This is a genomic window from Yersinia sp. Marseille-Q5920 (assembly GCF_946902935.1).
Taxonomy (GTDB): domain Bacteria; phylum Pseudomonadota; class Gammaproteobacteria; order Enterobacterales; family Enterobacteriaceae; genus Yersinia; species Yersinia rochesterensis.
Genome location: NZ_CAMPQA010000001.1, coordinates 84,880 through 108,877, shown reverse-complemented (window position 1 = coordinate 108,877; position 23,998 = coordinate 84,880). Strand labels below are relative to the sequence as shown.

The window sequence follows — 23,998 nt, the reverse complement described above, 5'->3', positions numbered from 1 at the left end:
ACACTCCCGAAATAAAAAACCGGGAGTAAACCCCCGGTTTTCGTTAAATCTAATCAGAAAATTACGGTGCCAGGAAGCCAATCCAGTAACCGAAGATACCGATGGCGAAGAAGCCCATAATAATCCACAGCGCGTTAACTTTGCGGCGTAACAACCACATACAACCAAAAGTTAACAGTAAAGGTACCAAGCCCGGCATCAACTGATCCAGAATGGTTTGCACTGTGGTAACTGTGGTCTCACCCGCTTGGTTGGTTATCTTGGACACCACCACCGGTATATTGACGTGCGTCCATTTGTTAACCAAGGCCCCCATAACAAACAGGCCGAGAATAGACGCCCCTTCCGTCAGTTTTTGCAGCAGACCACCGTCCATATCACTGACGATATTGACGCCTTTTTTGTAGCCATAAGCAACACCGTAATAACGGGTCAGCAAGCGTACCAGGTTAAACAGAACAAAGAACAGCAATGGGCCAAGTAAACTCCCGCTCATCGCGATACCGGCACCAAGAGCTGCCAATACCGGGCGCACAGTACCCCAGAATATCGGGTCACCCACACCGGCCAACGGCCCCATCAGACCAACTTTGATCCCGTTTATTGCCGCGTCGTCAATCTCAGCACCATTGGCTTTCTGCTCTTCCATCGCCAGCGTGACACCCAAAATCGGGGCGGCAACGAAGGGTTGGGTGTTGAAGAATTCCAAATGGCGTTTGATTGCCTGCTTGCGCTCTTCTGAATTCTCCGGATACAGGCGACGAATTGCCGGTACCATTGAGAAACAGAAACCCAGCGCCTGCATACGTTCGAAGTTCCACGACCCTTGGAAGAGGTTAGAGCGGATAAACACACCGCGGATATCGGCGGGCGTGAGTTTCTTTTCACCTGTAGTTGTTTTATCAACAATCGTTGTATCAACCATTTCTCTCACCTTTTCCTAGTCTAATTCGTTATCAAGATCGTTATTGGACGGGCCAGACTGTACAACCTGAGATTTGTTGTATTTCGGGCTGAGCTGGATATACAGCAGTGCCATAACCACGCCGATAACACCGAGAGCTACCAGGTTGAAGTTGGTGAAAGCGGCGGTCACGAAACCTAAATAGAAGAATGGCATCAGGTAGCCAGCACGCATCATGTTGATAACCATGGCGTAACCGACTACGACGATCATACCACCGGCGATGTTCAAGCCACTGGTAACCACATCAGGAATCGAGCTGAGCAGCATCTGAACTTCGGATGTCCCAACAGACAGAGCAACGATCAGGGCAGGGATAGCGATACGCATCGCCTGCAAGAACAGGGCAGAAATGTGGATCCAAGTTATCGCTCGTAGGCTGCCACGTTCGGCAGCACCATCGGCGGCGTGCTGGAAAGCCACGGTAATGGTACGCACGATAATGGTTAATACCTGACCGGCGGCGGCCAGCGGGATAGCCAGTGCAATACCGGCACCGATATCTTGACCACCAGCAATAACCAGAATGGTCGAAATAATTGACGCCAGCGCGGCATCAGGTGCTACAGCAGCCCCGATGTTCATCCAGCCAAGCGCGATCATTTCTAAGGTACCACCGATAATAATACCGGTTTTCATATCACCTAAAACCAAACCTACCAAGGTACAGGCGACGAGGGGGCGGTGAAATTGGAACTCATCCAGAATGGAACCCATCCCGGCGATACAGGCAACGATGAAAATCAGCACAATCTGAAGAGTTGTGATCTCCATTGTACTTCTCCTATGACCAAAAAAGCTGTGCAAAGATAACCGAGTCCTGAAACAGAACAGGGCATAACCTTTCTATACCCGCCATACTTCAAGCTGCATGTGGTTGGCTGCTCTCACTCACCCGAATCATTGACTGGCTGCCCACTCATCGGGACTCATTCGATTGCCGCTATCCTGCAACTCAAATTATTTAAGGTGTCCGTAGTTTTCAGTAAAGCTATTTATTAAATTTGTTAATTAAATCCATCATTTTGAGCCGGCTATCCGAAGAGACTTTTCGAACTTCCAATTCAATACCGCGAGCATTTAATTTATTAAAAGCTTCAATATCTTTTTCATCAACGGAGACGGCGTTATTCACTTGGGTTTTACCCTGACGGAAGGCCATACCACCGATATTGACTGACTTAATATCCACGCCACCCTCAACCATACGCACGACATCAGTTGGGTTGGTAAATAACAGCATGACCCGGTCTTTGGCATATTTCGGGTTGTTATAAACGCGAATAGCTTTTTCAACATCAACTACGTGTGCGGTTACGCCGGGAGGAGCAACCTGTTTAAGCAAGGTGCTACGCATTTTGTCAGCAGCGACTTCGTCACTGACAACAATAATGCGGCTTACGTTGGTTTCTTTGGTCCAGCGCGTTGCGACCTGACCATGAATTAAGCGGTCATCAATACGCGCCAACCCGATTTTCATATGATCATTCGGGCCTAAAGCGACGGCTGGGGCCTTGGCTTTGGGTGCTGGAGCTGTTTGTTGCGTCTCGGGCTTATCACTCTTAATTTCAGGCGCTTTTAGTGCTTTTACGCCCTCACGACCGGTTTCTACGGCGACTGCGACCAGTTCAGCAAATGATGGATCATCATCACGGGCCATAAAGGTTTCAGCGAGCATCGGAATGTTAACCCCGGTGACGACCTCATAATTCTCTTTATCAATAGCAATTCGACTGGCGGCGTTAAACGGGCTACCACCCCAGGTATCAACCAGGAATAAGACACCTTTGCTGGTATCAAGCCCGGTCAATTTACCGTTGTATTTCTCAATCAACGTTTCGGCATTCTCACCTGGGACGAAATCGATATAAGCGACATTAGTTTGCTCGCCTAAAATCATTTCAGCTGTTTTCAGCAGTTGTTCTGCTGCAGCCCCATGTGTGCCAATGATAATAGCTATACTCACTCGCTACCCCCTCTGTTAACTCAGAATTGAGTTCTCGCACGTAACAGAAAACCAGTAATCACCAACCACACTTCAGTACATATTGAATCTATTATGATAGTCACAATATCAGCGTACTGCTGACGATTTATTCGTAACGACAATGAATCGATTCAGGAACATATCTAAATGTGCTGGATGTGATTTATTTTAGTCAGTGAAAAAATAAATTATGTGACGTTGCTCAGTTATTGAGACATGTTATGAATGATTTTGCTTGTTTGGATAATTATTAAACAATCACATCAATGATATTGATAGGTTATCCGCTAACTCATTCATAGCAGTATGATTATTGTGCTTAATATTTGTGCGATCCGTGTGAATTTTGACTGATAATCTACTTTTGGCAGGGAACAAATTTTAGCCATAAAAATAAGTATTCTGATGGCTGACATCACTTAACTTGCTGAAATTTGGTTTTATCGCGTGTCAGGCCCTAAATCCGACTATGCTGTTAAAAAGATTCCTGATAAAGTTATCGGCTCTATTAATTGTCAGGAGTTAAGGGCCTCAGCTCTCCCTATGGACTGTCACCGAAGTTACTGTTTCTCTAGCGTTAACACCCAACCAGTGGGTTTAAATCTGGTTATCCAATCACGCACATTTACTGCGTATAATTTCACCCGATCTTTCTGCGTATCTATACTGACAACCGTACTGCGGCGTTTTGCTGCGTCTGTTGCCAGTCGCACATCACCTAAATCGTGTTCTTATTATCGGAGTCTGACATGGAATTTCTAATGGACCCCTCAATCTGGGCAGGGTTATTGACGTTGGTGGTACTGGAAATTGTTCTGGGTATTGATAACCTGGTATTTATTGCCATTCTGGCCGACAAACTACCGCCTAAACAAAGAGATAAAGCTCGAATTATCGGGTTGTCTCTTGCATTAATTATGCGTTTGGGGCTGCTGTCGGTTATTTCCTGGATGGTCACGCTGACCACGCCACTGTTTAGTGTTGGCAGCTTTAACTTTTCCGGACGAGATCTGATTTTGCTGGTGGGGGGGCTGTTCTTGCTATTTAAAGCTACCACCGAGCTACATGAACGGCTGGAGGGTAACCAGCACGATGACAGTGCGAGCCGTGGATATGCCAGCTTCTGGGCGGTGGTTGCACAGATTGTGGTGCTGGATGCGGTCTTCTCGCTCGATGCGGTGATTACTGCTGTGGGGATGGTTAACGACTTGGCCATCATGATGACGGCGGTCGTGATCGCCATGGGCGTGATGCTGCTGGCATCGAAAACACTGACGCGATTTGTTAACGCACACCCGACGGTCGTGGTGCTGTGTCTGAGCTTCTTGTTAATGATTGGCTTGAGCCTGATTGCGGAAGGTTTTGGTTTCCATATTCCGAAAGGTTATCTGTACGCCGCCATCGGCTTCTCTATCCTGATTGAGTTGTTTAACCAGATTGCGCGCCGTAATTTCATTAAGCATGAGTCCCGCTTGCCACGGCGCCAGCGCACGGCGGAGGCGATTATCCGTTTGATGGGCGGTCGTCAGCAAGAGCCGCAAAATGGTGATGCGCAGTTACCCTTGCCAGCCGAGGCCTTTGCTGAAGAAGAGCGCTATATGATTAGCGGCGTACTGACATTGGCCTCCCGATCATTGCGCAGTGTGATGACTCCGCGCACGGAAATTTCTTGGGTAGATTGTAATCGTTCACAAGCCGAAATCCGTGAGCAATTATTGGACACGCCGCACAGCTTGTTCCCAGTTTGCCGTGATTCATTGGATGAAATAATTGGTGTGGTTCGTGCTAAAGATTTGTTAGTGGCAATTGAACGCGGGGAATCTATCTGTGAGTTTGCTGCGGAGACACCACCAATAGTCGTGCCTGATACCATGGACGTGATTAATTTGTTGGGCGTATTGCGCAAAGCAAAAGGGCGCTTAGTGGTAGTCAATGACGAATTTGGTGTGGTGCAAGGGCTGGTTACACCGCTGGACGTGCTGGAAGCTATTGCCGGTGAATTCCCTGATGAAGATGAAACGCCAGATATTATTGCCGATGGTGATGGCTGGTTAGTGAAAGGGGGGGCTGATTTGCACTCTCTGGAGCAGGCGCTGGATTGCCAGGAGTTGGTCAGCCCGACGGCTGATTATGCTTCATTAGCGGGCATGTTGCTGTCTCACTCCGGGCATATGCCAACGGCGGGGGATGTGGTTGAACTGCATAACCTGCGCTTTGAGATTATCGAAGTCTCAGATTACCGCATTGAATTAGTGCGTATTACCAAGCTGAGTAATGAATTGGAAGAGTAACACTCTGACAACTAAAAGAGTTTCAGCTAATGCGGGTCATCTTAAGGTGGCCCGCATTTTTTAATGGATATTCCAACGCTTTGTCATCCGTTTATTTTCATTTCATAATAATCAGCTTGAAATAATTACCAAGACAAATAACACGCATCATAATGTTTGTTATATTTATTGTTTAATGTGCGAATATTCAGTTATTTATATTTCACATGATTTAAATTAAATAAATATATAAAAATATAAAAATCACAGTGATAAGAATAACAGTAAATAATGATATTTATCATAAACATGAAATGCAGTTAAATTGCTTAATAATCAAAATGTTGTGTTGTTTTTTTCGTATGAATTGGAAAATAAAAATATAATTATACAAAATGGAAATGCCAACTTGATAAGTTTGGTTTATGCTTAAATTCACTTAAGTAAGGAGGTGCTCAAACAGTCATATTAATATTTACCGTGAGCTTGGGTGCATCTAAAAATCCTAATATTGCTCTGATCTATTTTGTTTGGTCTGTTATTCAAAATAGAAATTCATTTTCTGCTTTTGACACCGCACAACCTATATTTTTGTAGCACTCTACCTATTAGTGATGGAGGTTTTATGAAAAAGATAGTTTTTGTTCTTGTGTTAATGCTGTCTTCATTTGGAACATTCGGCCAAGAGACAGCTTCGAGGCAGTTTGGTGATGCATTCTCGACACCTATCGCCGCTGAGGTAAACAAAAAAGCGTGCGATACTGAATTGCCGCCCTCTGATTGGTGCTGTGAGGTATGCTGCAATCCCGCGTGTGCTGGTTGCTAGACATAAAAATCATTACTCATCTTTCACTGTGCATAAGGGGAGCCGTAGCTCCCCTTAATGAAAACGTCTTTTCAATACAATAAATTAATTACATTGCACTTTAATGGCTAAACCACCACGGGAGGTTTCGCGGTATTTAGCATTCATATCTTTACCGGTCTCAAACATGGTTTCGATAACCTTATCCAGTGAAACGCGCGGTTCACTGGTGCGGCGCATGGCCATCCGTGCAGAGTTAATGGCTTTTACCGAGGCAATCGCATTACGCTCAATACACGGCACTTGCACCTGACCTGCAACCGGGTCACAGGTCAGACCTAGATTATGTTCCATGCCAATTTCAGCGGCGATGCATACTTGAACCGGGCTTGCGCCCAGCAGCTCGGCCAAGCCGGCAGCCGCCATTGAACAGGCAACGCCCACTTCACCCTGGCAGCCCACTTCAGCACCAGAAATCGACGCATTCATCTTGTACAAAATCCCGACAGCGCCGGATGACAGGAAATAGCGGATAAAGATTTCAGGGGTAACAGGCTCGATAAAGTGGTCGTAATAGGCCAAGACTGCTGGCACGATGCCACAGGCACCATTGGTCGGCGCAGTAACCACGCGGCCACCCGCAGCGTTTTCTTCGTTAACCGCCAGTGCGAACATATTGACCCAGTCAATAACATTCATTGGATCGCTGGACAGTTTATCCGAGGAAACTAACAGACGGCGTAATGCTGAGGCGCGACGCGGCACCCGCAGCGGGCCTGGTAGAACCCCTTCGGTATTCAGGCCACGATCAATACAGGCGCGCATGGTTTGCCAAATCGCCGTAAAGTAGGATTCAATCTCTTCTTTGCTGTGCATCGCCAGCTCATTCTGCATTACCATGCCGGAGATCGACATACCGGTTTGCTCGCAGTTAGCCAGGATTTCTTCAGCGGAATTGAATGGATAAGGCACGCTAACGGCATTAACCGCGGCTTTACCGAAATGCTCTTCATCAACGATAAAACCACCACCAATTGAATAATAGGTCTTGCTAAGCACCTTTTCATCACCGGCATAGGCGTGGATCTGCATACCATTCTCATGCAATGGTAAATTATCACTGCGGAATACCATCCCGCCTTCGCGCGGGAAGTCAACTTCATGCAACCCATTGGCCAGCATCAGTTTTTGACGTAATTCCACATCCCGAATAAACGCTGGAATACTGTCGATATCCACGGTATCGGGCATGTTGCCCGCTAACCCCATAATAATGGCGATATCAGTATGGTGGCCTTTCCCGGTCAGTGACAGTGAGCCATAAACATCGACGGCTACTCGCGTGATCGACGGCATTAACCCTTGAGTGACCAGCAAATCAGCAAACTCTTTGCCGGCTTTCATTGGCCCAACAGTATGAGAACTGGAGGGGCCGATACCAATCTTGAACATATCAAAAACGCTAATCACGCTAAAACTCCTTAACAACGCTTTTTGTTATTCCCGGACGGCCGAGAATATCTGTATTAAGTAAAGAGCCTGTAGATAGCTGCAGGTTACTTCGTATTAAGTATTGCTATCACCGGGCCCTGTAAATTGGGTTTCTACTGGTGTTGGCGCTATCAATTTGATATCGCAACCATGACATTTCGCTACCAATGAATCATTATCACTATCAGCTTTTAACCTTACATTTTTAGTGGTTTATAGTGATGAAAGATATTTTACAGATATTTCATAACGCTGACAGGTCAGTTTACAGTTTTTTTAAAATGGTTGTGCAGAGAAAGTAGAGTAAAAATCGAGATGATGGGGTGATAGGGATCGCTTTATGCTGTAATTCAGCTTTTTTAACCGTCATGCTGTGAAGCAGGTCACTCATTACCCGTGCTATTCATATGCCTATTAGTGTCAAATACTGACCTGCTGTGCCAGACGGCGAATAATTGCCGCAGTCAGCCCCCAGATAAATTGGCTTTCATACCATGAAAGATAGACCCGGTGATTGATTCCCCCGCGATGAATATCCAGTGAATAGTAGCGCGACAATCTGAGAGCTTCACGTAAGGGAATTTCAAATAACCCGGCGACTTCTTCTTCATTACCCTGAAAGGCGATATTGGCGGGAACCAAACCGACGACCGGTGTAACCTGATAACCGCTGGAACTGTCGAGCGGAGCCAATTGCCCTAAAACATGTACCGCGGAGGTAGGGATCGCCACTTCCTCTTCTGCTTCTCGTAGCGCGGTATCAATCAGTGAAAAATCTTGTGGGTCGGCTTTGCCTCCGGGGAAGGCGACCTGGCCGGCATGTTTGCGTAAATGATCGGAGCGCCGGGTGAGCAGCAATGTAGGTTCTGGTCGGCAAACAATAGGAATTAATACCGCAGCATGGCGGCCATTGGCAGAAAAACTGCCAGGTTGAGGCCGTTGCAGCTGGAATCGGCTAATAAAGTCAGACAAAGTTTGCCCCGATTGGCTGACAAATTTGTCATTCACAAGCGGGTCATTCATCAACTTATCATTCACAGACATAGCACTCACAGAATCCACTCATTCATAAATTAACTCTTTCCCAGTAAGGGTAATATTCGGGCTATTTTATCAAATGTCTCTTGGTATTCAGCTTGTTCCTGACTGTCAGCCACAATTCCGCCGCCGGCAGAACAATATATTTTGCCGTTTTCAGTCAGTAGAGTGCGGATGGTGATATTGGTGTCCATCGTGCCACAGCAACTAATATAGCCAATGTTGCCGCAATAGGCGTTGCGGCGCTGGGGTTCCAATTGTTCGATGATTTCCATGGCCCGAATTTTCGGCGCACCCGTTATCGAGCCGCCGGGGAAGCAGGCGCGCAATAATGCGGTTGGCGGTGATTCGGTGGGCAGAATTGCGGTAATGGTGCTGACCAAATGATGCACCGCCGGGAAAGGCTCGACCACAAACAGCTCCGGAACCCGCACGGTGCCCGGCTGTGCAACTCGGCCAATATCATTGCGCAGCAGGTCAACAATCATCAGGTTTTCAGCGCGATCTTTAGTGGAATTAGCTAACCGCTCCGCTTGCAAACGATCTTGTTCGGGGTCATCCAGCCGCGGCAAAGTACCTTTAATCGGGCGGGTTTGAATATGATGATTTTCCAACCATAGAAAACGCTCCGGTGACACACTCAAAATTGCATTTTTTTCTAAGCGAATAAAAGCCGAAAAAGGCGCTTGATTACTGCGGCTCAATGTCAGAAAAGCTTGCCATTCATCACCCTGATACTCCGCACTGAATCTTTGGGCCAAATTAATCTGATAACAGTCGCCATTGTGCAAATATTCCTGAACTTGCCGGAATTTTTCACCATATTGCTCTCGCGACATATTGGCCTGCCACCGGCTGGTTAACTTAAATGGCAAAGTGGCTTCGGGGTTTCTTTGTTGCAGCAACCACTGCAAGCGCTGTTCAGCATCGCCATGACAGACCAGTGTCAGTTTTTGCAAATGATGATCGGCAATCAAGGCCCAGTCATACAGGCCGACGGCCATGTCCGGTAAGGCGATATCTGGCTCGGCCAGCACCGGTAGTGTCTCAACCCGTCGGCCCAAATCATAACCAAATAGCCCTAATGCTCCGCCCAAAAAAGGTAGGTCAGGGTGGGGCGAAATAGCGGGAGAAAACTTATCCAATTGCTGCTGCAATAAAGAGAATGGATCTTCGAGGGAAAGCTCCTGGCCTTGCGCACTGATAATTTCTGTTTGCTCGCCCCGCGTGGTGAGAGTGACTTGCGGGTCGGCGACCAGAATATCAAAACGGTTATGGGTGTGTTCAGCAAATCCGGAGTGCAGCAACATGGCCCAAGCTTGATGGGCAAGGGGGGCGAATTGCTGGAGCAGGGCATCTGGTTGATAAGGCAAGGTTTTGCAGGTCAGGGTTTTCACACTCATGAGTCACGATTCTTTTCTTTCGGCTGAACATATTAGGCGGTAGAAAGGTATTTTCACCACCAAAGTTGGGCAAGATTAGCATAAATTACCCAGTGTTTGGGGGCTGTTCACCAGTGGCAGTCAATCCACCATAAATAGCTATTCACTTTAAATAACAATAAACAGGTATACTGAATCAATTATATGCAGGAGATAAATCAATGTTAGCGGGTATGCCTTCACTTTCTCATGAGGAACAGCAAGAAGCTGTCGAACGTATTCACCAATTCATGTCGGAAGGAATGAGCAGTGGTGAGGCGATTGCTTTGGTCGCCGCAGAAATTCGCGAGCGGCACGAGAATGATCCACAAGCCATGCCTATCTTTGAAGATTCTGACTTTGATGAGAGTGATGAGTCTGATTATCGTCGTGATAATGAGCAGGATGCGGACGAAATAGAAGATCCGTACGAAGGGTAAGCTCCGGTTTTGTGCTGTTCAATGCCAATAAACCCGCCGTGATGGCGGGTTTATTCATCAGTGCCAGATTATTTACCTGTCACAACTATCTACCTGTCACAACTATTTATCAGTCACGACGACTGCGCTTGCGGCACGTTTTGCCACTTCAATCGCGCTATCAATATCATCTGCTACCGCCAACGCCACACCCAACCGCCGTTTACCCGCAATATCGGGTTTACCAAATAGACGAATTTGCGTGTCACCGACCAAGGCGGTTTCCAACCCATGGTAAGCAATATTATGGCTGGTCAATTCGGGTAAAATAACCGCCGATGCCGCTGCGCCATACTGACGAATGGTGCCAATGGGCAAGCCCAAAAATGCGCGCACATGCAAGGCAAACTCAGACATATTTTGCGAAATCAACGTCACCATGCCGGTATCGTGAGGGCGCGGTGAAACTTCACTGAAAATAACCTCATCGCCACAGACAAACAATTCCACCCCAAATAGCCCGTAGCCACCTAGCGCCGTGACCACTTGGGAAGCAATCTCTTTCGCCCGCGCCACTGCAATATCACTCATCATTTGTGGCTGCCAGGACTCACGGTAATCGCCATCTTCCTGACGATGACCAATAGGCGCACAAAAGTGGATGCCATCAACCGCGCTGATGGTCAGCAAGGTGATTTCAAAATCAAAGTGTACCAATCCCTCGATAATCACTTTACCGCCGCCCGCGCGGCCACCTTGCTGCGCGTAATCCCATGCGGCCTGAAGTTGCTGTTCATTACGAATCAAACTCTGGCCTTTACCAGAGGAACTCATCACCGGTTTGACAATGCACGGGTAACCTATCTCACTGACCGCCTGGCGGAATGCACTCTCGGTAGCGGCAAAGCGGTAGCTGGAGGTGGGCAATTGCAGCTTTTCGGCAGCCAGACGGCGAATACCTTCGCGGTTCATGGTCAAACGAGTGGCTTCGGCGCAGGGCACAACCTTCTGGCCCATATTCTCTAACTCAACCAGCATATCTGTGGCGATAGCTTCAATTTCCGGCACGATATAGTGCGGTTTTTCCTGCTCGACCAACTGCTTGAGCGCTGCGCCATCCAGCATGTTAATCACATGGCTGCGATGAGCAACATGCATCGCGGGTGCATCGGCGTAGCGATCAACCGCAATCACTTCCAGCCCCAGCCTTTGGCATTCAATTGCCACTTCTTTACCCAGCTCTCCAGAGCCAAGCAACATGACACGGGTGGCATTCGGGCGCAGAGCGGTTCCAATAGTCAGCATAGTTAGGTACCTACATCAGTGGGAAATTTTGACACGCGATGAATTTTACGGGCATGAGTATAAGGCAAAATGGCGACGAAAACGATTGCGTATTGGCTCTTAAGCAGAGAATCAGACCATTTTATCGGTATTGATGCGGTATAGTTCCGGCAATAGCCCTATATCTGGTATTATCGCGCCAAAATCTTGCGCTCGCCTTCAGGCCATCGCTGCCATTCCATTCCGTTATAAGAGTTACTGCCGTGAGCACAACGTCCTTTTCTTCCCTGACACTGCCTGCTGAGCAGTTGTCCAATCTTAATGAACTTGGCTATACCGAGATGACACCGGTACAGGCCGCAGCATTACCGGCCATCCTCAATGGGCAGGATGTTCGGGCAAAGGCCAAAACTGGCAGTGGTAAAACTGCGGCTTTCGGCATTGGTTTGCTGGACAAAATTGCTGTGGGTGAGTTTGTGACTCAAGCTTTGGTGCTGTGCCCAACACGTGAACTGGCTGATCAGGTCAGTAAAGAATTGCGCCGGTTAGCGCGATTTACTCAAAATATTAAAATCCTGACCCTGTGTGGCGGCCAGCCGATGGGCCATCAGTTAGATTCTCTGGTGCATGCCCCGCATATTGTCGTCGGCACTCCGGGCCGTATTCAGGAGCATTTGCGCAAGAAAACGCTGGTGCTGGATGACCTCAAAATTCTGGTGCTGGATGAAGCCGACCGCATGCTGGATATGGGTTTTACCGATGCCATTGATGATGTCATTGCCTATACCCCACCGCAGCGCCAGACATTGTTGTTCTCGGCGACTTATCCGGCGGGTATTGAGCAAATCAGTGCGCGGGTTCAGCGCCAGCCAGTCAATGTTGAAGTTGATGATGGTGATGAAGCGCCCGCGATTGAGCAGGTATTTTTCGAAACCACACGCGAAAAACGTTTGCCGCTGTTGATCTCCGCCCTCAGTCATTATCAGCCCGCTTCTTGTGTGGTGTTTTGTAACACCAAGAAAGATTGCCAGAGTGTCTATGAGGCGCTGGAGTCCCGTGGCATCAGCGTGTTGGCCTTACATGGCGATTTAGAACAGCGCGACCGTGATCAAGTGCTGGTGCGTTTTGCCAACCGCAGTTGCCGGGTGTTAGTCGCAACTGATGTTGCTGCGCGGGGTCTGGATATTAAAGACTTGGAACTGGTGGTCAATTTCGAACTGGCATTTGATCCCGAAATTCATGTGCACCGCATCGGCCGTACCGGGCGGGCAGGGATGAGCGGTCTGGCGGTGAGCCTGTGTACCCCACAGGAAATGACCCGCGCCCATGCCATTGAAGATTATATGCAAATGAAACTGAAATGGACGCCAGCCGAGCAGGTAAGCCGCAGTGCTAACACCATGCTGGAACCTGAAATGGTCACCTTATGTATTGATGGTGGCCGTAAAGCTAAAATTCGCCCTGGCGACATTTTGGGGGCTTTAACGGGTGAAGCCGGTCTGACCGCCGCGGATGTGGGTAAAATCGATATGTTCCCGGTTCATGCCTATGTTGCTATTCGCAAGGCGAGTGCCAAACGGGCTCTTCAGCAGTTACAGCAAGGCAAGATCAAAGGCAAAAACTGCAAAGCCCGTTTATTAAAATAATCACAGTAGAGGGCGATGGTGGTTGCATCGCCCCGACAAATCACATTATACTGTGATTATGTACAGTAATCTGTAAGTGAAGAGGACGCGTATCAATGGCCGTTGAAATAAAATTCGTCGTGGTAAGACAGGGTGAGGAAAAAATGACTTTCACAACCAAAAAAGAAGCCGATGCCTACGATAAAATGCTGGATTTGGCTGACAATTTGTCTGAATGGTTGGCACAGTCACCTTTAACACTTGAAGAAGATCAACGCGAGGCTCTGAGCTTCTTCCTTGCAGAGAACAAAGATGCATTAGGGCAAATTCTGCGGGGTGCCCAGCCAGCGGCCTCCGCCGAGGGGCAGCCAAAAGCGAAAGTTGAAAAAATCGCATCAGAGAAAAAATCCAAACCTGATGAAAATCAAGCGGCTTAATCTGCCTGATTTCGGCAGGAAGTGAAAAAGGGATCTAAAATGAATCGTGAAATCACCTTCTTTCGCCGGTTTGAGGCGGATATTCTGGCCGATCGCAAAACGATCACTATCCGGGATAGCAGTGAATCCGATTTTCGCCCAAGGGAAACCCTGCGTGTATGTCGCAATGAAGACGGCGTATTTTTCTGCCATATTTTGGTTAAATCCGTCACTCCAATCACCTTGGATACACTGACGCAACACCATGCCGAGCAAGAAAATATGTCGCTGGATGAACTGAAAAAAGTGATTAAGGAGATCTATCCGGGGTTGGAACAGTTTTACGTGATTGAATTTACTCGGTGTTAATTAAATAGCGTTAACATATTAATTTTTAGCGCTATTCGTTCTGTAACCCCCCTTTCAATCATTGTTCCAGCCAGAGGATAGAAATAATAATATCTGGAGGAATGATGAGAAAGACAGGACTCGCCTTAGTAGTGGCCGTCGCTTTAGCCGGTGCCATCAGTAGTGTACAGGCCCAGGAACCGCGGGTAGCAAAAGTCCCTACTTGTACTGGGTTAAATCAATCTCAGGTTGCGACTCAAGTTAAACGTGATTTTCTACAAAATCGTATAACACGTTGGGAAGCGGATAAAAAAGGGTTGGGTACTGATAGCCCGGTTGTCTGGATTAGCGCGGTAGACATTACAGGCCAAGATGATATCTGGCAGGTTCCATTGACCGCTCGTGGTAAAAAAGGCGATAAAACCTACCAAGTGGTGCTTGATTGTAAAGCTGGCACTATCGCCTATACCTTGCGTGCTTGAGGCCGCAGGGGTGGAATTAAGCTAATCACAACAGGTGCTGGCGTAAAGGTATCCTGCACCTGTTTATCATGTTGCTTATCATTGAATTACACTCTTTCAACTCAAATTTAAGCAGATGCTGCCGCTTGGCATCGACAGGTAATCGTGTCACTCTCGCGATAACGAACACTGATGGACACTTCAACTAATGACCATACCTCCAAAGGCAGATAAACGCCCTTATCCGATGACGATGCACGGTGATATCCGTACAGATGATTATTATTGGCTACGTGATGATGAGCGCACTGATGCTGATGTCCTGAACTATCTGCAAGCTGAAAATGAGTTCACCGAGTCGGTGTTGAAGCCGCTGCAACCGCTTCGCGAAACTTTGTATCAGGAAATGGTTTCCCGCATTCCGCCCCAAGAAGAGTCCGTCCCCTATACCCGCAATGGCTACCGCTATCAAACACGTTTTGAACCGGGTAATGAATATGCCATTTACGTTCGCCAACCGGTTTGGGCGGATAGCAGTTGGGAAACCTTACTTGATGGTAATCAACGCGCGGCGGAAAGCGAGTTCTACACCTTGGGGGGCCTGGATGTTAGCCCAGATAATCAACTACTGGCAGTGGCTGAGGATTTCTTATCACGGCGTCAATATGATATCCGGGTAAAACATTTACAAAGTGATAGCTGGCAGCAGGAAGTTATCAGCAATACGTCGGGTAGCTTTGAATGGGCCAATGATTCAAAAACACTGTATTACGTGCGTAAGCATGAAAAAACGTTGCTGCCTTATCAAGTCTATCGCCATGTCGTGGGCACTGACCCTGCATCGGACCAGCTGATTTATCAGGAAGCGGACGATACATTCTATGTCGGGTTGGAAAAAACCACATCTGAGCGCTTTATTGTCATCCATCTCAGTAGCACCACAACATCTGAAATTTTACTGTTGGATGCCGATCAGCACGAGCCGCTGCCGCAAATGTTCGCGCCACGCCGCAAAGACCATGAATATGGTTTAGATCACTATAAGCAGCATTTTTATTTACGTTCGAATAAAGATGGCAAAAATTTCGGTCTATATAAAATCGCCGATGCAGCTAAAGTGCCCGTTGATTTCGCTGATGAATCTCAGTGGCTACCCTTAATTACGCCAAGAACAGAGGTTATGTTGGAAGGCTTTAGCCTATTCCGCGATTGGCTGGTGGTGGAAGAACGGAGTGAGGGATTGACGCATTTGCGGCAAATTCACTGGGTCACCGATGAACAGAAGTCGGTGACTTTTGATGACCCTACCTATGTCACTTGGTTGGCATATAACCCAGAGCCAGAAACTGAACTGTTGCGCTATGGTTATTCTTCCCTGACCACGCCAAGCTCCATGTATGAACTTAATATGGATACCGGCGCTCGTCAGTTGCTCAAGCAGCAGGAAGTCAAAAACTTCACACCAGAAAAATATCGTAGTGAGCGGATTTGGGTCACCGCATCGGATGGTGTCAAAGTGCCAGTTTCATTGGTTTATCATCGTGATCATTTTGCCCCAGGCAGTAACCCGCTGTTGGTCTATGGCTACGGCTCATATGGCAGCAGCATGGATCCGGTATTCAGTGGTAGCCGTTTAAGTCTGTTAGATCGTGGTTTTGTCTTTGCACTGGCGCATATTCGGGGTGGTGGGGAACTGGGGCAGCAATGGTATGAAGATGGCAAGTTGCTCAAGAAATTAAACACATTCAATGACTTTATCGATGTTACCAAAACATTGGTTGCCAAGGGTTATGGCGATGCTAATCGTGTTTTCGCTATGGGCGGTAGTGCGGGCGGCTTGTTGATGGGCGTTGTTATTAATCAGGCGCCTGAATTATACAAAGGTGTTGTGGCGCAGGTGCCATTTGTTGATGTGGTCACCACTATGCTGGATGAATCTATCCCTCTGACGACTGGCGAGTATGACGAGTGGGGCAATCCAAATGATAAGGCCTATTACGATTACATGAAGCAATATAGCCCATACGATCAGGTTAAAGCTCAAGATTATCCGCACATGCTGGTAACTACCGGGTTGCATGACTCTCAGGTTCAATATTGGGAACCCGCAAAATGGGTCGCGAAACTGCGAGAAATGAAAACTGATGACCACCAATTATTGCTTTATACCGATATGGATTCGGGCCATGGGGGTAAATCAGGGCGCTTCAAAGCTTATGAAGATATTGCTTTGGAATATGCTTTTATTCTCTCTCTAGCTTGATTCACAAAATCGGTTATGTCAGATAATGTGTCAGGGTATGGCGCATATCTGGCGTAAGGTCGGCAATTGAGGTCAGCATCCAGCGCAGGTAGTCCGGATCTTGCCGGGCTATCTGTTCAATACTTTTTCCACGATATTTCCCGAACTTAAATGTCTGTAACAACAGCGGTTGTTGCGTCATTTCCACCATCTGCTCGGCGTTCCACCCAGAGTCTCGTATGATGCGTTGCAACAGTGCGGCGGTGACATAACAATCATACAAAGCACGATGTGGATAAAGATTATCTGGCACTGAAACATTCAGGCGCAAAGCGTAACGCAGATATTGATTACTGTGCTTAATATCAGGGTAGAGCATACGGGCGAGCTTTAAGGTGCAAATCCATTGACCACCCATCTCCGGTAACACACCGCGGTCAAAGGGGGCGTTATGAGCGACATAATACGGGCTCCCTTGATATTTTCTAACTGCAACGGCAATTCGCGGTTTACCTTCCACCATTTCTTCCGTGATATGGTGAATTACCATGGCATCGAGACTGATTGGCCTGTCTGGGCTAACCAAGTCACTCATAGGGTTGCTCAATAATCCGTCCACCATATCGACAGACGCGATTTCGACAATACCCCCCTCCAAACCACAAGTTTCTGTATCGATGACACGAAAATACATTCTTATTCTTCCCCGTAATACCTAAATATTAGCAACAAAAAACCCGCCTATCGTGGCGGGTTGACTGACGAGACGAAAAGTCCGTTATTCTGCGCTAGTGGAAGATGACTTTTTAGCGCGTTTCTCAGCTTTTTTCTCAGCTGGTGTTTTTAGTGGCTTTTTCTTCGCGTTCTTTTTGCTGTCCATTCCCTTACTCATGGCTTGCCTCTCTTTACCTTCGGTTAGGTTGGTACGCCCACCTATTAACCACCTAATGGGGGGGAGTTGCAAGGGAAGAAAACATGAATATACTTAATTCATTGTTTAATAAGTATATTATTAAATATTAATCTCTCTTGTTATGTTCTGGCACGCGCCATGTTTTGAGCTAAGACCTGAAAATTAATTAAGTTATGGTGTATTTATCACCGGTTGATGGAATTAATGTGCTGATTGGCGTAAATGTAATGTTTTATCGTTGACCCTGCGGGCTGTATAAGCTTTGATAACTTTATTGTCTCAACAAACATGGAAAAATAATGGAACAATTACGTGGGCTTTATCCAGCGTATGAACCTTACGATAGTGGCTTACTAGACACAGGTGATGGTCACCAGATTTACTGGGAACTCTGTGGCAACCCTGAGGGTAAGCCCGCGGTATTTATTCATGGTGGCCCTGGTGGCGGGATCGCGCCTTATCACCGGCAACTTTTCAACCCAAAGAAATACAAAGTATTACTTTTTGATCAACGCGGGTGTGGGCGTTCGACGCCCCATGCCAGCTTGGATAACAACACAACCTGGCATTTAGTTGATGACATTGAACGGCTGCGTGAGATGGCTGGCGTAGATAACTGGTTGATATTTGGCGGCTCTTGGGGTTCGACACTAGCATTGGCCTACGGTGAAACCTATCCCGAACGGGTCAGTGAAATGGTTTTGCGTGGGATATTCACTCTGCGTAAAAAAGAGTTGGATTGGTATTATCAGGACGGGGCTTCCCGCTTCTTCCCCGATAAATGGCAGCGCGTGTTATCCCTGTTAGCGCCAGAAGAGCAGGGCGATGTCACTGCGGCCTACCGCAAGCGGCTGACCTCACCGGACAAAGCGGTACAATTGGAGGCCGCAAAAATTTGGAGCTTGTGGGAGGGAGAAACAGTCACTTTACTGCCAACCAAAAGCGCGGCTTCTTTCGGTGAGGATGACTTTGCTCTGGCATTTGCCCGCATTGAGAATCACTATTTTACCCACTTGGGCTTTTTGGATAGCGATAACCAACTGCTCGATAACGTCACGCGCATTCGCCATATTCCTGCGGTAATTATTCATGGCCGATATGATATGGCTTGTCAGCCACAGAATGCGTGGGATTTAGCAAAAGCATGGCCAGAGGCTGAACTGCATATTGTCGAAGGTGCCGGACATTCCTTTGACGAACCAGGAATCTTGCACCAACTAATTCTTGCAACCGACAAATTTGCTCGAAAATCCTAGCGATTCTCATCGCCAAACTCCCGCAGACCCTGGTGCGGGAGTCTCTTACTCATGACTTCATTTTGGGTTCATACGGCAAGCGAGAGAATTTATTTGATTCACTGCGGTAGTGTGCCAACCGCTGTAAAAAGTATTCACGTAGCTCATCCGGCTGTTCTCGAGCAACCATTTCAGGGATCACCGGCATATTGTAGCGCTCTTTAAATGCAACCCCAGAAGCGGCCAGATCGACATTCATTTTTGCTGTTTCTTCATCAGAAAACTCAGCCAGATTATATCCCATTTTTCCTCTCCTTCGTGGCGCATCGGCAGTTATGGCGCAAAAGGTAATGCAGCTGGCAGATATTGGCAAGAGGCTAATGTACCCTAATAATATCTAATTAAACGTTTTTGCAGTGAGATAATATGACCTCAAAGTCATAAGGTTATTATTTATTGAAATAAACCTCAAATAAGAATCATTCTTTTTAGTATTCTGGTGTTAATGTAAATGATTCTTATAATAATTAATCTCATGTTTAAATTTAAAAAATATCATTAATAATCAGTTGGTTAAGTTATTTTGTGATTTTATTAAATATTAATGTGAATAGGGTGTTCTTATTTTGTTTTTAACTTGGCATAATAAGCTAAGTTAATCGTTGCTTACCTGCATTATAAAAATTAGGGAATTATCATGTTGAAAACAGAAATGGCTCAGAAGCTTAATGAGCAACTGAATCTGGAATTTTACTCTGCCAATCTTTATCTACAGATGAGTGCTTGGTGCAGTGATAAAGGCTTTGAAGGCGCGGCAGCATTTTTAAAAGAGCATTCTCAAGAAGAGATGCAGCATATGCAGCGTTTATTTGAATATCTGAGCGGAACGGGCGCTATGCCGGTATTGGGTACAATCAGTGCGCCGCCGACAGATTTCGCATCACTGGCTGATGTATTCAAACTGACTTATGAGCATGAGCAACTTATTACGACTCAAATTAATGAGCTTGCCCATGTCGCAATGACCACTCACGATTACTCTACATTCAACTTCCTGCAATGGTATGTGTCTGAACAGCATGAAGAAGAAAAACTGTTCAAATCTATTCTGGATAAACTGGCGCTGGTGGGTAATAGCGGCAATTCATTGTTCTTCGTCGATAAAGATCTGAAAACCATGGCTGCACAGAGCCACGTTCAGGCGTAATTTTTTGGCTTGATTTGAACTCGCCGCAGTTTCTATCCACTCTTAGTGGAAATAGAAATTGCGGCTTTTTATTGTCTCTTCGCCATACTCGTCCCTCCCTTTTCTCTTAATTTTATTGTTTCGTGCTAACAACATGTTGTTTAGCTATGGTTTCTCGACTTGCTATATTGAAATCGTTATCATTTGCAACCAAGCTAAAAGCGCTAGCTGAGCTTAATTGCTACTCAACTATTGGTGATATTTCAATCGCCATTCATAATTTGGCGTTTTATTTTGTGCCCTACCTCACAGGTAGTGCAATTGACTGGAAGTGATAGGGGTTCGCGCTGCCAATATAGGATATGGTTGGTAGCAGACAGATTCTTCTCCCCCATCGATTAAGGGATATTATGTTTATTCGCAAAGTACGTTCTTCATGCCGCATGCTTTCGGCACTTATTGTGTTATTTGTTGGGTTATCCAGCCAGCAAGCCTTGGCTCACGCCCACCTGAAAATTGAATCTCCTGCTGCCGATGCGACCATTGGTTCAGCGCCAGAAGCCGTGACACTGGGTTTCTCTGAAGGAATTGAATTGGGTTTCAGTGGAGTGAAAGTGACTGGCCCAGATAACAATGTTGTCAAAACAGGCGAGCTTAAATTGGACCCGGTCAATAACACACAATTAATCTTGCCGATCGATAGTGCATTGAAAGCTGGGAAATACGACGTTTCATGGCATGTGGTGTCTGTTGATGGCCATAAAACCAAAGGCACTTACAGCTTCACAGTGAAATAATATGTCTCTGGCGACTCTATTCGTTCTGTGTCGCTTTCTGCATTTTTTGGCGGTGATGCTGATGTTTGGCATCAGTGTTTTCACCGCCTTATTAGCACCAGACCGCTTCTCTTCGATACTCAAAAACCGCTTATCGCCTCTCCTTGTCTTCAGTACATTTGTGGGATTAGCCTCCGCTATCGGGCTGCTAGCTATCCAAGCTGGCATGATGGGTGATGGTTGGGCTGATACCTACAGACTAAACGTGTGGTGGGCGGTATTGGGCACCCGTTTTGGTCAGATATGGCAATGGCATCTCGGTTTATCCATATTGAGCATGTGGATAGCTTTGCTCGGCACAATCCGTGTTTATTATCGGCTGATGGTAGGCTGTTCAACGTTGCTATTAGCCAGTCTGGCCTTTATCGGGCACGCGGCGATGCACGAGGGTGTGCTGGGATGGATTCATCAGATCAATCAAGTTATACATCTGCTCAGTGCAGGTTATTGGATAGGATGTTTGCCCGCATTGCTGGTTTGCCTTGCATATACCCGCCATGGTGATGTTAAACGCGAAGCTATCACTACGTTAATTCGATTTTCAAGTTGGGGTCATTTGGCCGTGGCATTGGTATTGTCCACCGGAATTATTAATAGCATTATTATATTGCGTGAGACTTCTTTAACACTGACATCTGTTTATCAGATGCTATTACTCAGTAAAGTAATATTGGTGCTGTTTATGATTGTTATTGCTGTGATTAACCGCTACCTCATTGTCCCTATGTTGCGAAAATTGCCCACAAAAGCCCATTACTGGTTGGTTGTAAACAGCTGTGCTGAAATTATCCTTGGTGCAACAGTACTGCTTTTGGTGAGTTTTTTTGCGACGATGGCACCGATATAATGTGAAGTTATACCTGATAGATAGTGGCAGTAAGCTTGCATCGACGCCTCGATATACGAGAAAATCAAGGCAATCAGTTAATTGAGGATAATTAGAATGAAAGGTTTTGTGCTGACATTATCATTACTGATGTTATCGGTAAACGCTATTGCTGCCGGGAAGATAGTGACCGTCAGTAAGTTTGAGTTTGGCAAACAATGGGCATTTAATCGAGAAGAAGTGATGTTGGAGTGCCGCTCAGGCGGGGCTTTATTTGTGATAAATCCAAGCACATTAGCACAATATCCACTCAATGATGTTGCGACTGAACAGATGAAAGCGGGGCATGTCCTGGCAAAACCGTTAGATATTTTATTATTGGATGACAGTGAGAAACCGGGCCAAAAGATGAGTCTGGAGCCTTTCCAGCAGCGCGCCACGACCTTATGTCAAAAGTAAACTCGAGAATATTGGCGGACACAGATATTTGTCTCTATTTAACAGATAATTACGTTGTTCATTTTATGAACTGACTTTTATCATCCAAACTAGTTTGCAACTGTGATTAATTACTTCTGTTGCTAAGTTGGCGAAACACATGTACTCGACTATTCTTAAAGAGTATGGCTGAGTAAGCCTACGTTAATGCCAACTTTTAGCGCACGGCTCTCTCCCAAGAGCCATTTCCCTAGACCGAATATAGGAATCGTATTCGGTCTTTTTTTAATCTATTGATTTTAATGATATTTTTCTGTTTCTCCCGAAATCCCCCGAAATTCCCCCGAAATCCTATACTCGGCCTAAATCTCAACCCACTCATTTTTACGTGAATCCAGGTATACATTCGTCATTTTCATCGATTTGTGTCCAAGCAATTTCTGTGCAAATTCCTTACCGTATTCCGCTTCATAAAGACGAGACGCCAAGCTGCGGATCTCGTGAAAACTGGGAGGGGATATTTCATAAACCAGATCGGTCGCCTTTAATGCTTTAACAAATGCTTTGGTGAGCGAGTCTGCATTTAATGCCCCCGGTTCTCTGCCTGAATTTTTACTTGGCGAGCTGATGAGATATTCACTTTTACTGTTATTCAGGCACTTTTCTATAATTTCCCCAACCGTGGTATTCATTATTTCCAGCCGTAATGATAGCGATATCGCAATCTGCATCTTGGTTTTACTCTGGACTAACCACGATATCAGGTCTATGCGCCTGGCTGGCCGGTTAAACGAGGCCAACAGCCAGTTAAACCGCGTGATCGCCGCTGCCAGTGGGGCTGACTGGCGAACCCTGCGCGATCTGGAAAAGTTGATGTCCCAGATGTTCCCCGGTGAAGGTGATACCCAGACCGCGATAAGCGCACGTCTGCGCGAGATCAATCCTGTCCGTCACGGGCTGGTGAAACAGGTCAGAACTGTCCGCAATGAGGATAGCGGTAAGCGGGTTTGGTTTTATCGTCTGGTTCCTACCACGCAAGGAGGCATGCAATGAGTTACCAGATTTTTATCGGTGATTGCATAGACTCAATGCGCAAAATGGCAGATCAGTCCATTCATAGCTGTATTACCAGCCCACCGTATTATGGGCTGCGTGATTATGGTGTTGAGGGGCAGATTGGCCTGGAGGAAAGCCCAGAGGTGTTTATTCAAAAGCTTGTCGCAGTGTTTCGCGAGGTTCGCCGCGTGCTTCGTGACGATGGGACATTATGGGTAAATATGGGGGATAGTTGGGGCAAAGGGAAGCAACTGTATGGAATGCCGTGGCGTTTTGCCTTTGCGTTACAAAATGACGGCTGGATCCTCCGCCAAGATATTATTTGGCACAAATCTAATCCTATGCCAGAGAGCGTGCGTGATCGCTGTACCAAAGCCCACGAATATATTTTCTTGTTGAGTAAGTCGAAAAACTATTACTTCGATCATGAAGTAATTAGAGAGCCATCTGTCTACAACGGTAAAAATACCGGTGTCGGCTTTGGGCATGGCATGGATAAGAGTGACAGAAATCGAGGGAGGATACAGGAAGAGGTCAAAACCGGAGTAATAGGTAAGCAATTTAGCGAACTTTTGGGAGGGCTAGCTAACTTTATAACTGTAGCGCAGGGAGTAAAAGAATTAGCTGGGCCTATTGCAGCACTTCTTTTGGGTAAAGTTTAATTGCATTTAAAGGGATGTTTTCTATATGTGTTGCGTATTATGAAATGAACTATAAACTCAGTTCTGTGAATTTAA

25 protein-coding genes are annotated in these 23,998 nt (G+C 46.5%); 15 read left to right on the top strand and 10 right to left on the bottom strand.

Translation table 11 applies throughout. The annotated features are described in order from the left end of the window. Positions 1-61: 61 nt before the first annotated feature. The 3 genes from OVO64_RS00615 to manX all read right to left on the bottom strand — a co-directional run bounded on the left by OVO64_RS00615 (position 62) and on the right by manX (position 2,930). Positions 62-925, bottom strand: coding sequence for a PTS mannose transporter subunit IID (locus OVO64_RS00615; protein ID WP_038632404.1), 864 nt, complete (start codon positions 923-925; stop codon positions 62-64). Between the two features lie 15 nt (positions 926-940). Further along, positions 941-1,738 carry a PTS mannose/fructose/sorbose transporter subunit IIC gene (locus tag OVO64_RS00610; protein ID WP_004701713.1) on the bottom strand — a complete coding sequence of 266 codons (798 nt, stop codon included), beginning with the start codon at positions 1,736-1,738 and terminating at the stop codon, positions 941-943. A gap of 217 nt (positions 1,739-1,955) precedes the next feature. Then, the gene (gene manX / locus OVO64_RS00605; RefSeq protein WP_145509839.1) at positions 1,956-2,930 is read right to left on the bottom strand and encodes a PTS mannose transporter subunit IIAB; all 975 of its coding nucleotides are present in this window, start codon (positions 2,928-2,930) and stop codon (positions 1,956-1,958) included. A gap of 770 nt (positions 2,931-3,700) precedes the next feature. Between manX and OVO64_RS00600 the strand changes: the two genes are divergently transcribed. Both OVO64_RS00600 and OVO64_RS00595 read left to right on the top strand, forming a co-directional pair. Beyond that, positions 3,701-5,242 (top strand): TerC family protein, encoded by a 1,542-nt coding sequence (locus tag OVO64_RS00600; protein WP_145509838.1) that lies wholly within the window; start codon positions 3,701-3,703, stop codon positions 5,240-5,242. Positions 5,243-5,846: 604 nt separating this feature from the next. Continuing rightward, positions 5,847-6,047: an ST-I family heat-stable enterotoxin gene (locus tag OVO64_RS00595; protein WP_071841716.1), complete on the top strand. Its 201-nt coding sequence runs from the start codon at positions 5,847-5,849 to the stop codon at positions 6,045-6,047. 84 nt (positions 6,048-6,131) lie between these two features. Here the strand turns inward: OVO64_RS00595 and OVO64_RS00590 are convergent, their stop codons facing one another. The 3 genes from OVO64_RS00590 to pabB all read right to left on the bottom strand — a co-directional run bounded on the left by OVO64_RS00590 (position 6,132) and on the right by pabB (position 9,958). Then, on the bottom strand, positions 6,132-7,496 hold the full coding sequence (locus OVO64_RS00590; RefSeq protein WP_038632410.1) for an L-serine ammonia-lyase: 1,365 nt from the start codon (positions 7,494-7,496) through the stop codon (positions 6,132-6,134). 441 nt (positions 7,497-7,937) lie between these two features. After that, a complete protein-coding gene (locus OVO64_RS00585; RefSeq protein WP_038639469.1) occupies positions 7,938-8,540 on the bottom strand; it encodes a CoA pyrophosphatase in 603 nt (200 codons plus the stop codon). Between the two features lie 50 nt (positions 8,541-8,590). Next, on the bottom strand, positions 8,591-9,958 hold the full coding sequence (gene pabB / locus OVO64_RS00580; RefSeq protein ID WP_120011288.1) for an aminodeoxychorismate synthase component 1: 1,368 nt from the start codon (positions 9,956-9,958) through the stop codon (positions 8,591-8,593). Between the two features lie 200 nt (positions 9,959-10,158). Here pabB and OVO64_RS00575 point away from each other — a divergent pair, with 200 nt between their 5' ends. Further along, positions 10,159-10,416 (top strand): YoaH family protein, encoded by a 258-nt coding sequence (locus OVO64_RS00575; RefSeq protein ID WP_038632414.1) that lies wholly within the window; start codon positions 10,159-10,161, stop codon positions 10,414-10,416. Between the two features lie 102 nt (positions 10,417-10,518). Here OVO64_RS00575 and purT read toward each other — a convergent pair whose 3' ends face one another. After that, positions 10,519-11,700 carry a formate-dependent phosphoribosylglycinamide formyltransferase gene (gene purT, locus OVO64_RS00570; protein ID WP_038632416.1) on the bottom strand — a complete coding sequence of 394 codons (1,182 nt, stop codon included), beginning with the start codon at positions 11,698-11,700 and terminating at the stop codon, positions 10,519-10,521. Positions 11,701-11,942: 242 nt separating this feature from the next. On the opposite strand from purT, the gene dbpA reads away from it, so the two are divergent. From dbpA to OVO64_RS00545, 5 genes are all read left to right on the top strand, one after another. After that, entirely contained in the window at positions 11,943-13,325 is a 1,383-nt protein-coding gene (gene dbpA, locus OVO64_RS00565; protein ID WP_038632418.1) for an ATP-dependent RNA helicase DbpA, read from the top strand. 95 nt (positions 13,326-13,420) lie between these two features. Continuing rightward, complete coding sequence (locus OVO64_RS00560) at positions 13,421-13,741, top strand: YebG family protein (RefSeq protein WP_038632420.1); 321 nt, start codon at positions 13,421-13,423, stop codon at positions 13,739-13,741. Positions 13,742-13,780: 39 nt separating this feature from the next. After that, positions 13,781-14,089, top strand: a complete 309-nt coding sequence (gene yqfB, locus OVO64_RS00555; RefSeq protein WP_050291249.1) for a N(4)-acetylcytidine aminohydrolase — start codon at positions 13,781-13,783, stop codon at positions 14,087-14,089. Positions 14,090-14,193: 104 nt separating this feature from the next. After that, positions 14,194-14,550 (top strand): protein YebF, encoded by a 357-nt coding sequence (gene yebF / locus OVO64_RS00550; RefSeq protein ID WP_050291248.1) that lies wholly within the window; start codon positions 14,194-14,196, stop codon positions 14,548-14,550. 187 nt (positions 14,551-14,737) lie between these two features. Continuing rightward, entirely contained in the window at positions 14,738-16,792 is a 2,055-nt protein-coding gene (locus OVO64_RS00545; RefSeq protein WP_038632426.1) for a S9 family peptidase, read from the top strand. 13 nt (positions 16,793-16,805) lie between these two features. Here the strand turns inward: OVO64_RS00545 and exoX are convergent, their stop codons facing one another. Further along, positions 16,806-17,465 (bottom strand): exodeoxyribonuclease X, encoded by a 660-nt coding sequence (gene exoX / locus OVO64_RS00540; protein ID WP_038632427.1) that lies wholly within the window; start codon positions 17,463-17,465, stop codon positions 16,806-16,808. A 518-nt stretch (positions 17,466-17,983) separates the two neighbouring features. On the opposite strand from exoX, the gene pip reads away from it, so the two are divergent. Further along, entirely contained in the window at positions 17,984-18,940 is a 957-nt protein-coding gene (gene pip, locus OVO64_RS00535; RefSeq protein WP_038632429.1) for a prolyl aminopeptidase, read from the top strand. A gap of 49 nt (positions 18,941-18,989) precedes the next feature. Here the strand turns inward: pip and OVO64_RS00530 are convergent, their stop codons facing one another. Continuing rightward, the gene (locus OVO64_RS00530; protein WP_038632437.1) at positions 18,990-19,223 is read right to left on the bottom strand and encodes a DNA polymerase III subunit theta; all 234 of its coding nucleotides are present in this window, start codon (positions 19,221-19,223) and stop codon (positions 18,990-18,992) included. Positions 19,224-19,616: 393 nt separating this feature from the next. Between OVO64_RS00530 and ftnA the strand changes: the two genes are divergently transcribed. The 4 genes from ftnA (at position 19,617) to OVO64_RS00510 (ending at position 22,226) form a co-directional block, all read left to right on the top strand. Then, the gene (gene ftnA, locus OVO64_RS00525; protein WP_038632439.1) at positions 19,617-20,126 is read left to right on the top strand and encodes a non-heme ferritin; all 510 of its coding nucleotides are present in this window, start codon (positions 19,617-19,619) and stop codon (positions 20,124-20,126) included. Positions 20,127-20,515: 389 nt separating this feature from the next. Beyond that, a complete protein-coding gene (gene yobA / locus OVO64_RS00520; protein ID WP_145509676.1) occupies positions 20,516-20,902 on the top strand; it encodes a CopC domain-containing protein YobA in 387 nt (128 codons plus the stop codon). A 1-nt stretch (position 20,903) separates the two neighbouring features. Next, positions 20,904-21,788: a copper homeostasis membrane protein CopD gene (copD, locus tag OVO64_RS00515; RefSeq protein WP_038632443.1), complete on the top strand. Its 885-nt coding sequence runs from the start codon at positions 20,904-20,906 to the stop codon at positions 21,786-21,788. 96 nt (positions 21,789-21,884) lie between these two features. Continuing rightward, on the top strand, positions 21,885-22,226 hold the full coding sequence (locus tag OVO64_RS00510) for a YebY family protein (protein WP_038632445.1): 342 nt from the start codon (positions 21,885-21,887) through the stop codon (positions 22,224-22,226). A 341-nt stretch (positions 22,227-22,567) separates the two neighbouring features. Here OVO64_RS00510 and OVO64_RS00505 read toward each other — a convergent pair whose 3' ends face one another. Beyond that, positions 22,568-22,936, bottom strand: coding sequence for a tyrosine-type recombinase/integrase (locus OVO64_RS00505; RefSeq protein WP_323744635.1), 369 nt, complete (start codon positions 22,934-22,936; stop codon positions 22,568-22,570). A 37-nt stretch (positions 22,937-22,973) separates the two neighbouring features. Here OVO64_RS00505 and OVO64_RS00500 point away from each other — a divergent pair, with 37 nt between their 5' ends. Beyond that, a complete protein-coding gene (locus tag OVO64_RS00500) occupies positions 22,974-23,258 on the top strand; it encodes a hypothetical protein (protein ID WP_267248523.1) in 285 nt (94 codons plus the stop codon). Further along, positions 23,255-23,923: a DNA-methyltransferase gene (locus tag OVO64_RS00495; protein ID WP_267248522.1), complete on the top strand. Its 669-nt coding sequence runs from the start codon at positions 23,255-23,257 to the stop codon at positions 23,921-23,923. The genes OVO64_RS00500 and OVO64_RS00495 overlap by 4 nt, the downstream gene beginning before the upstream one ends. The last annotated feature ends 75 nt before the right edge of the window (positions 23,924-23,998 follow it).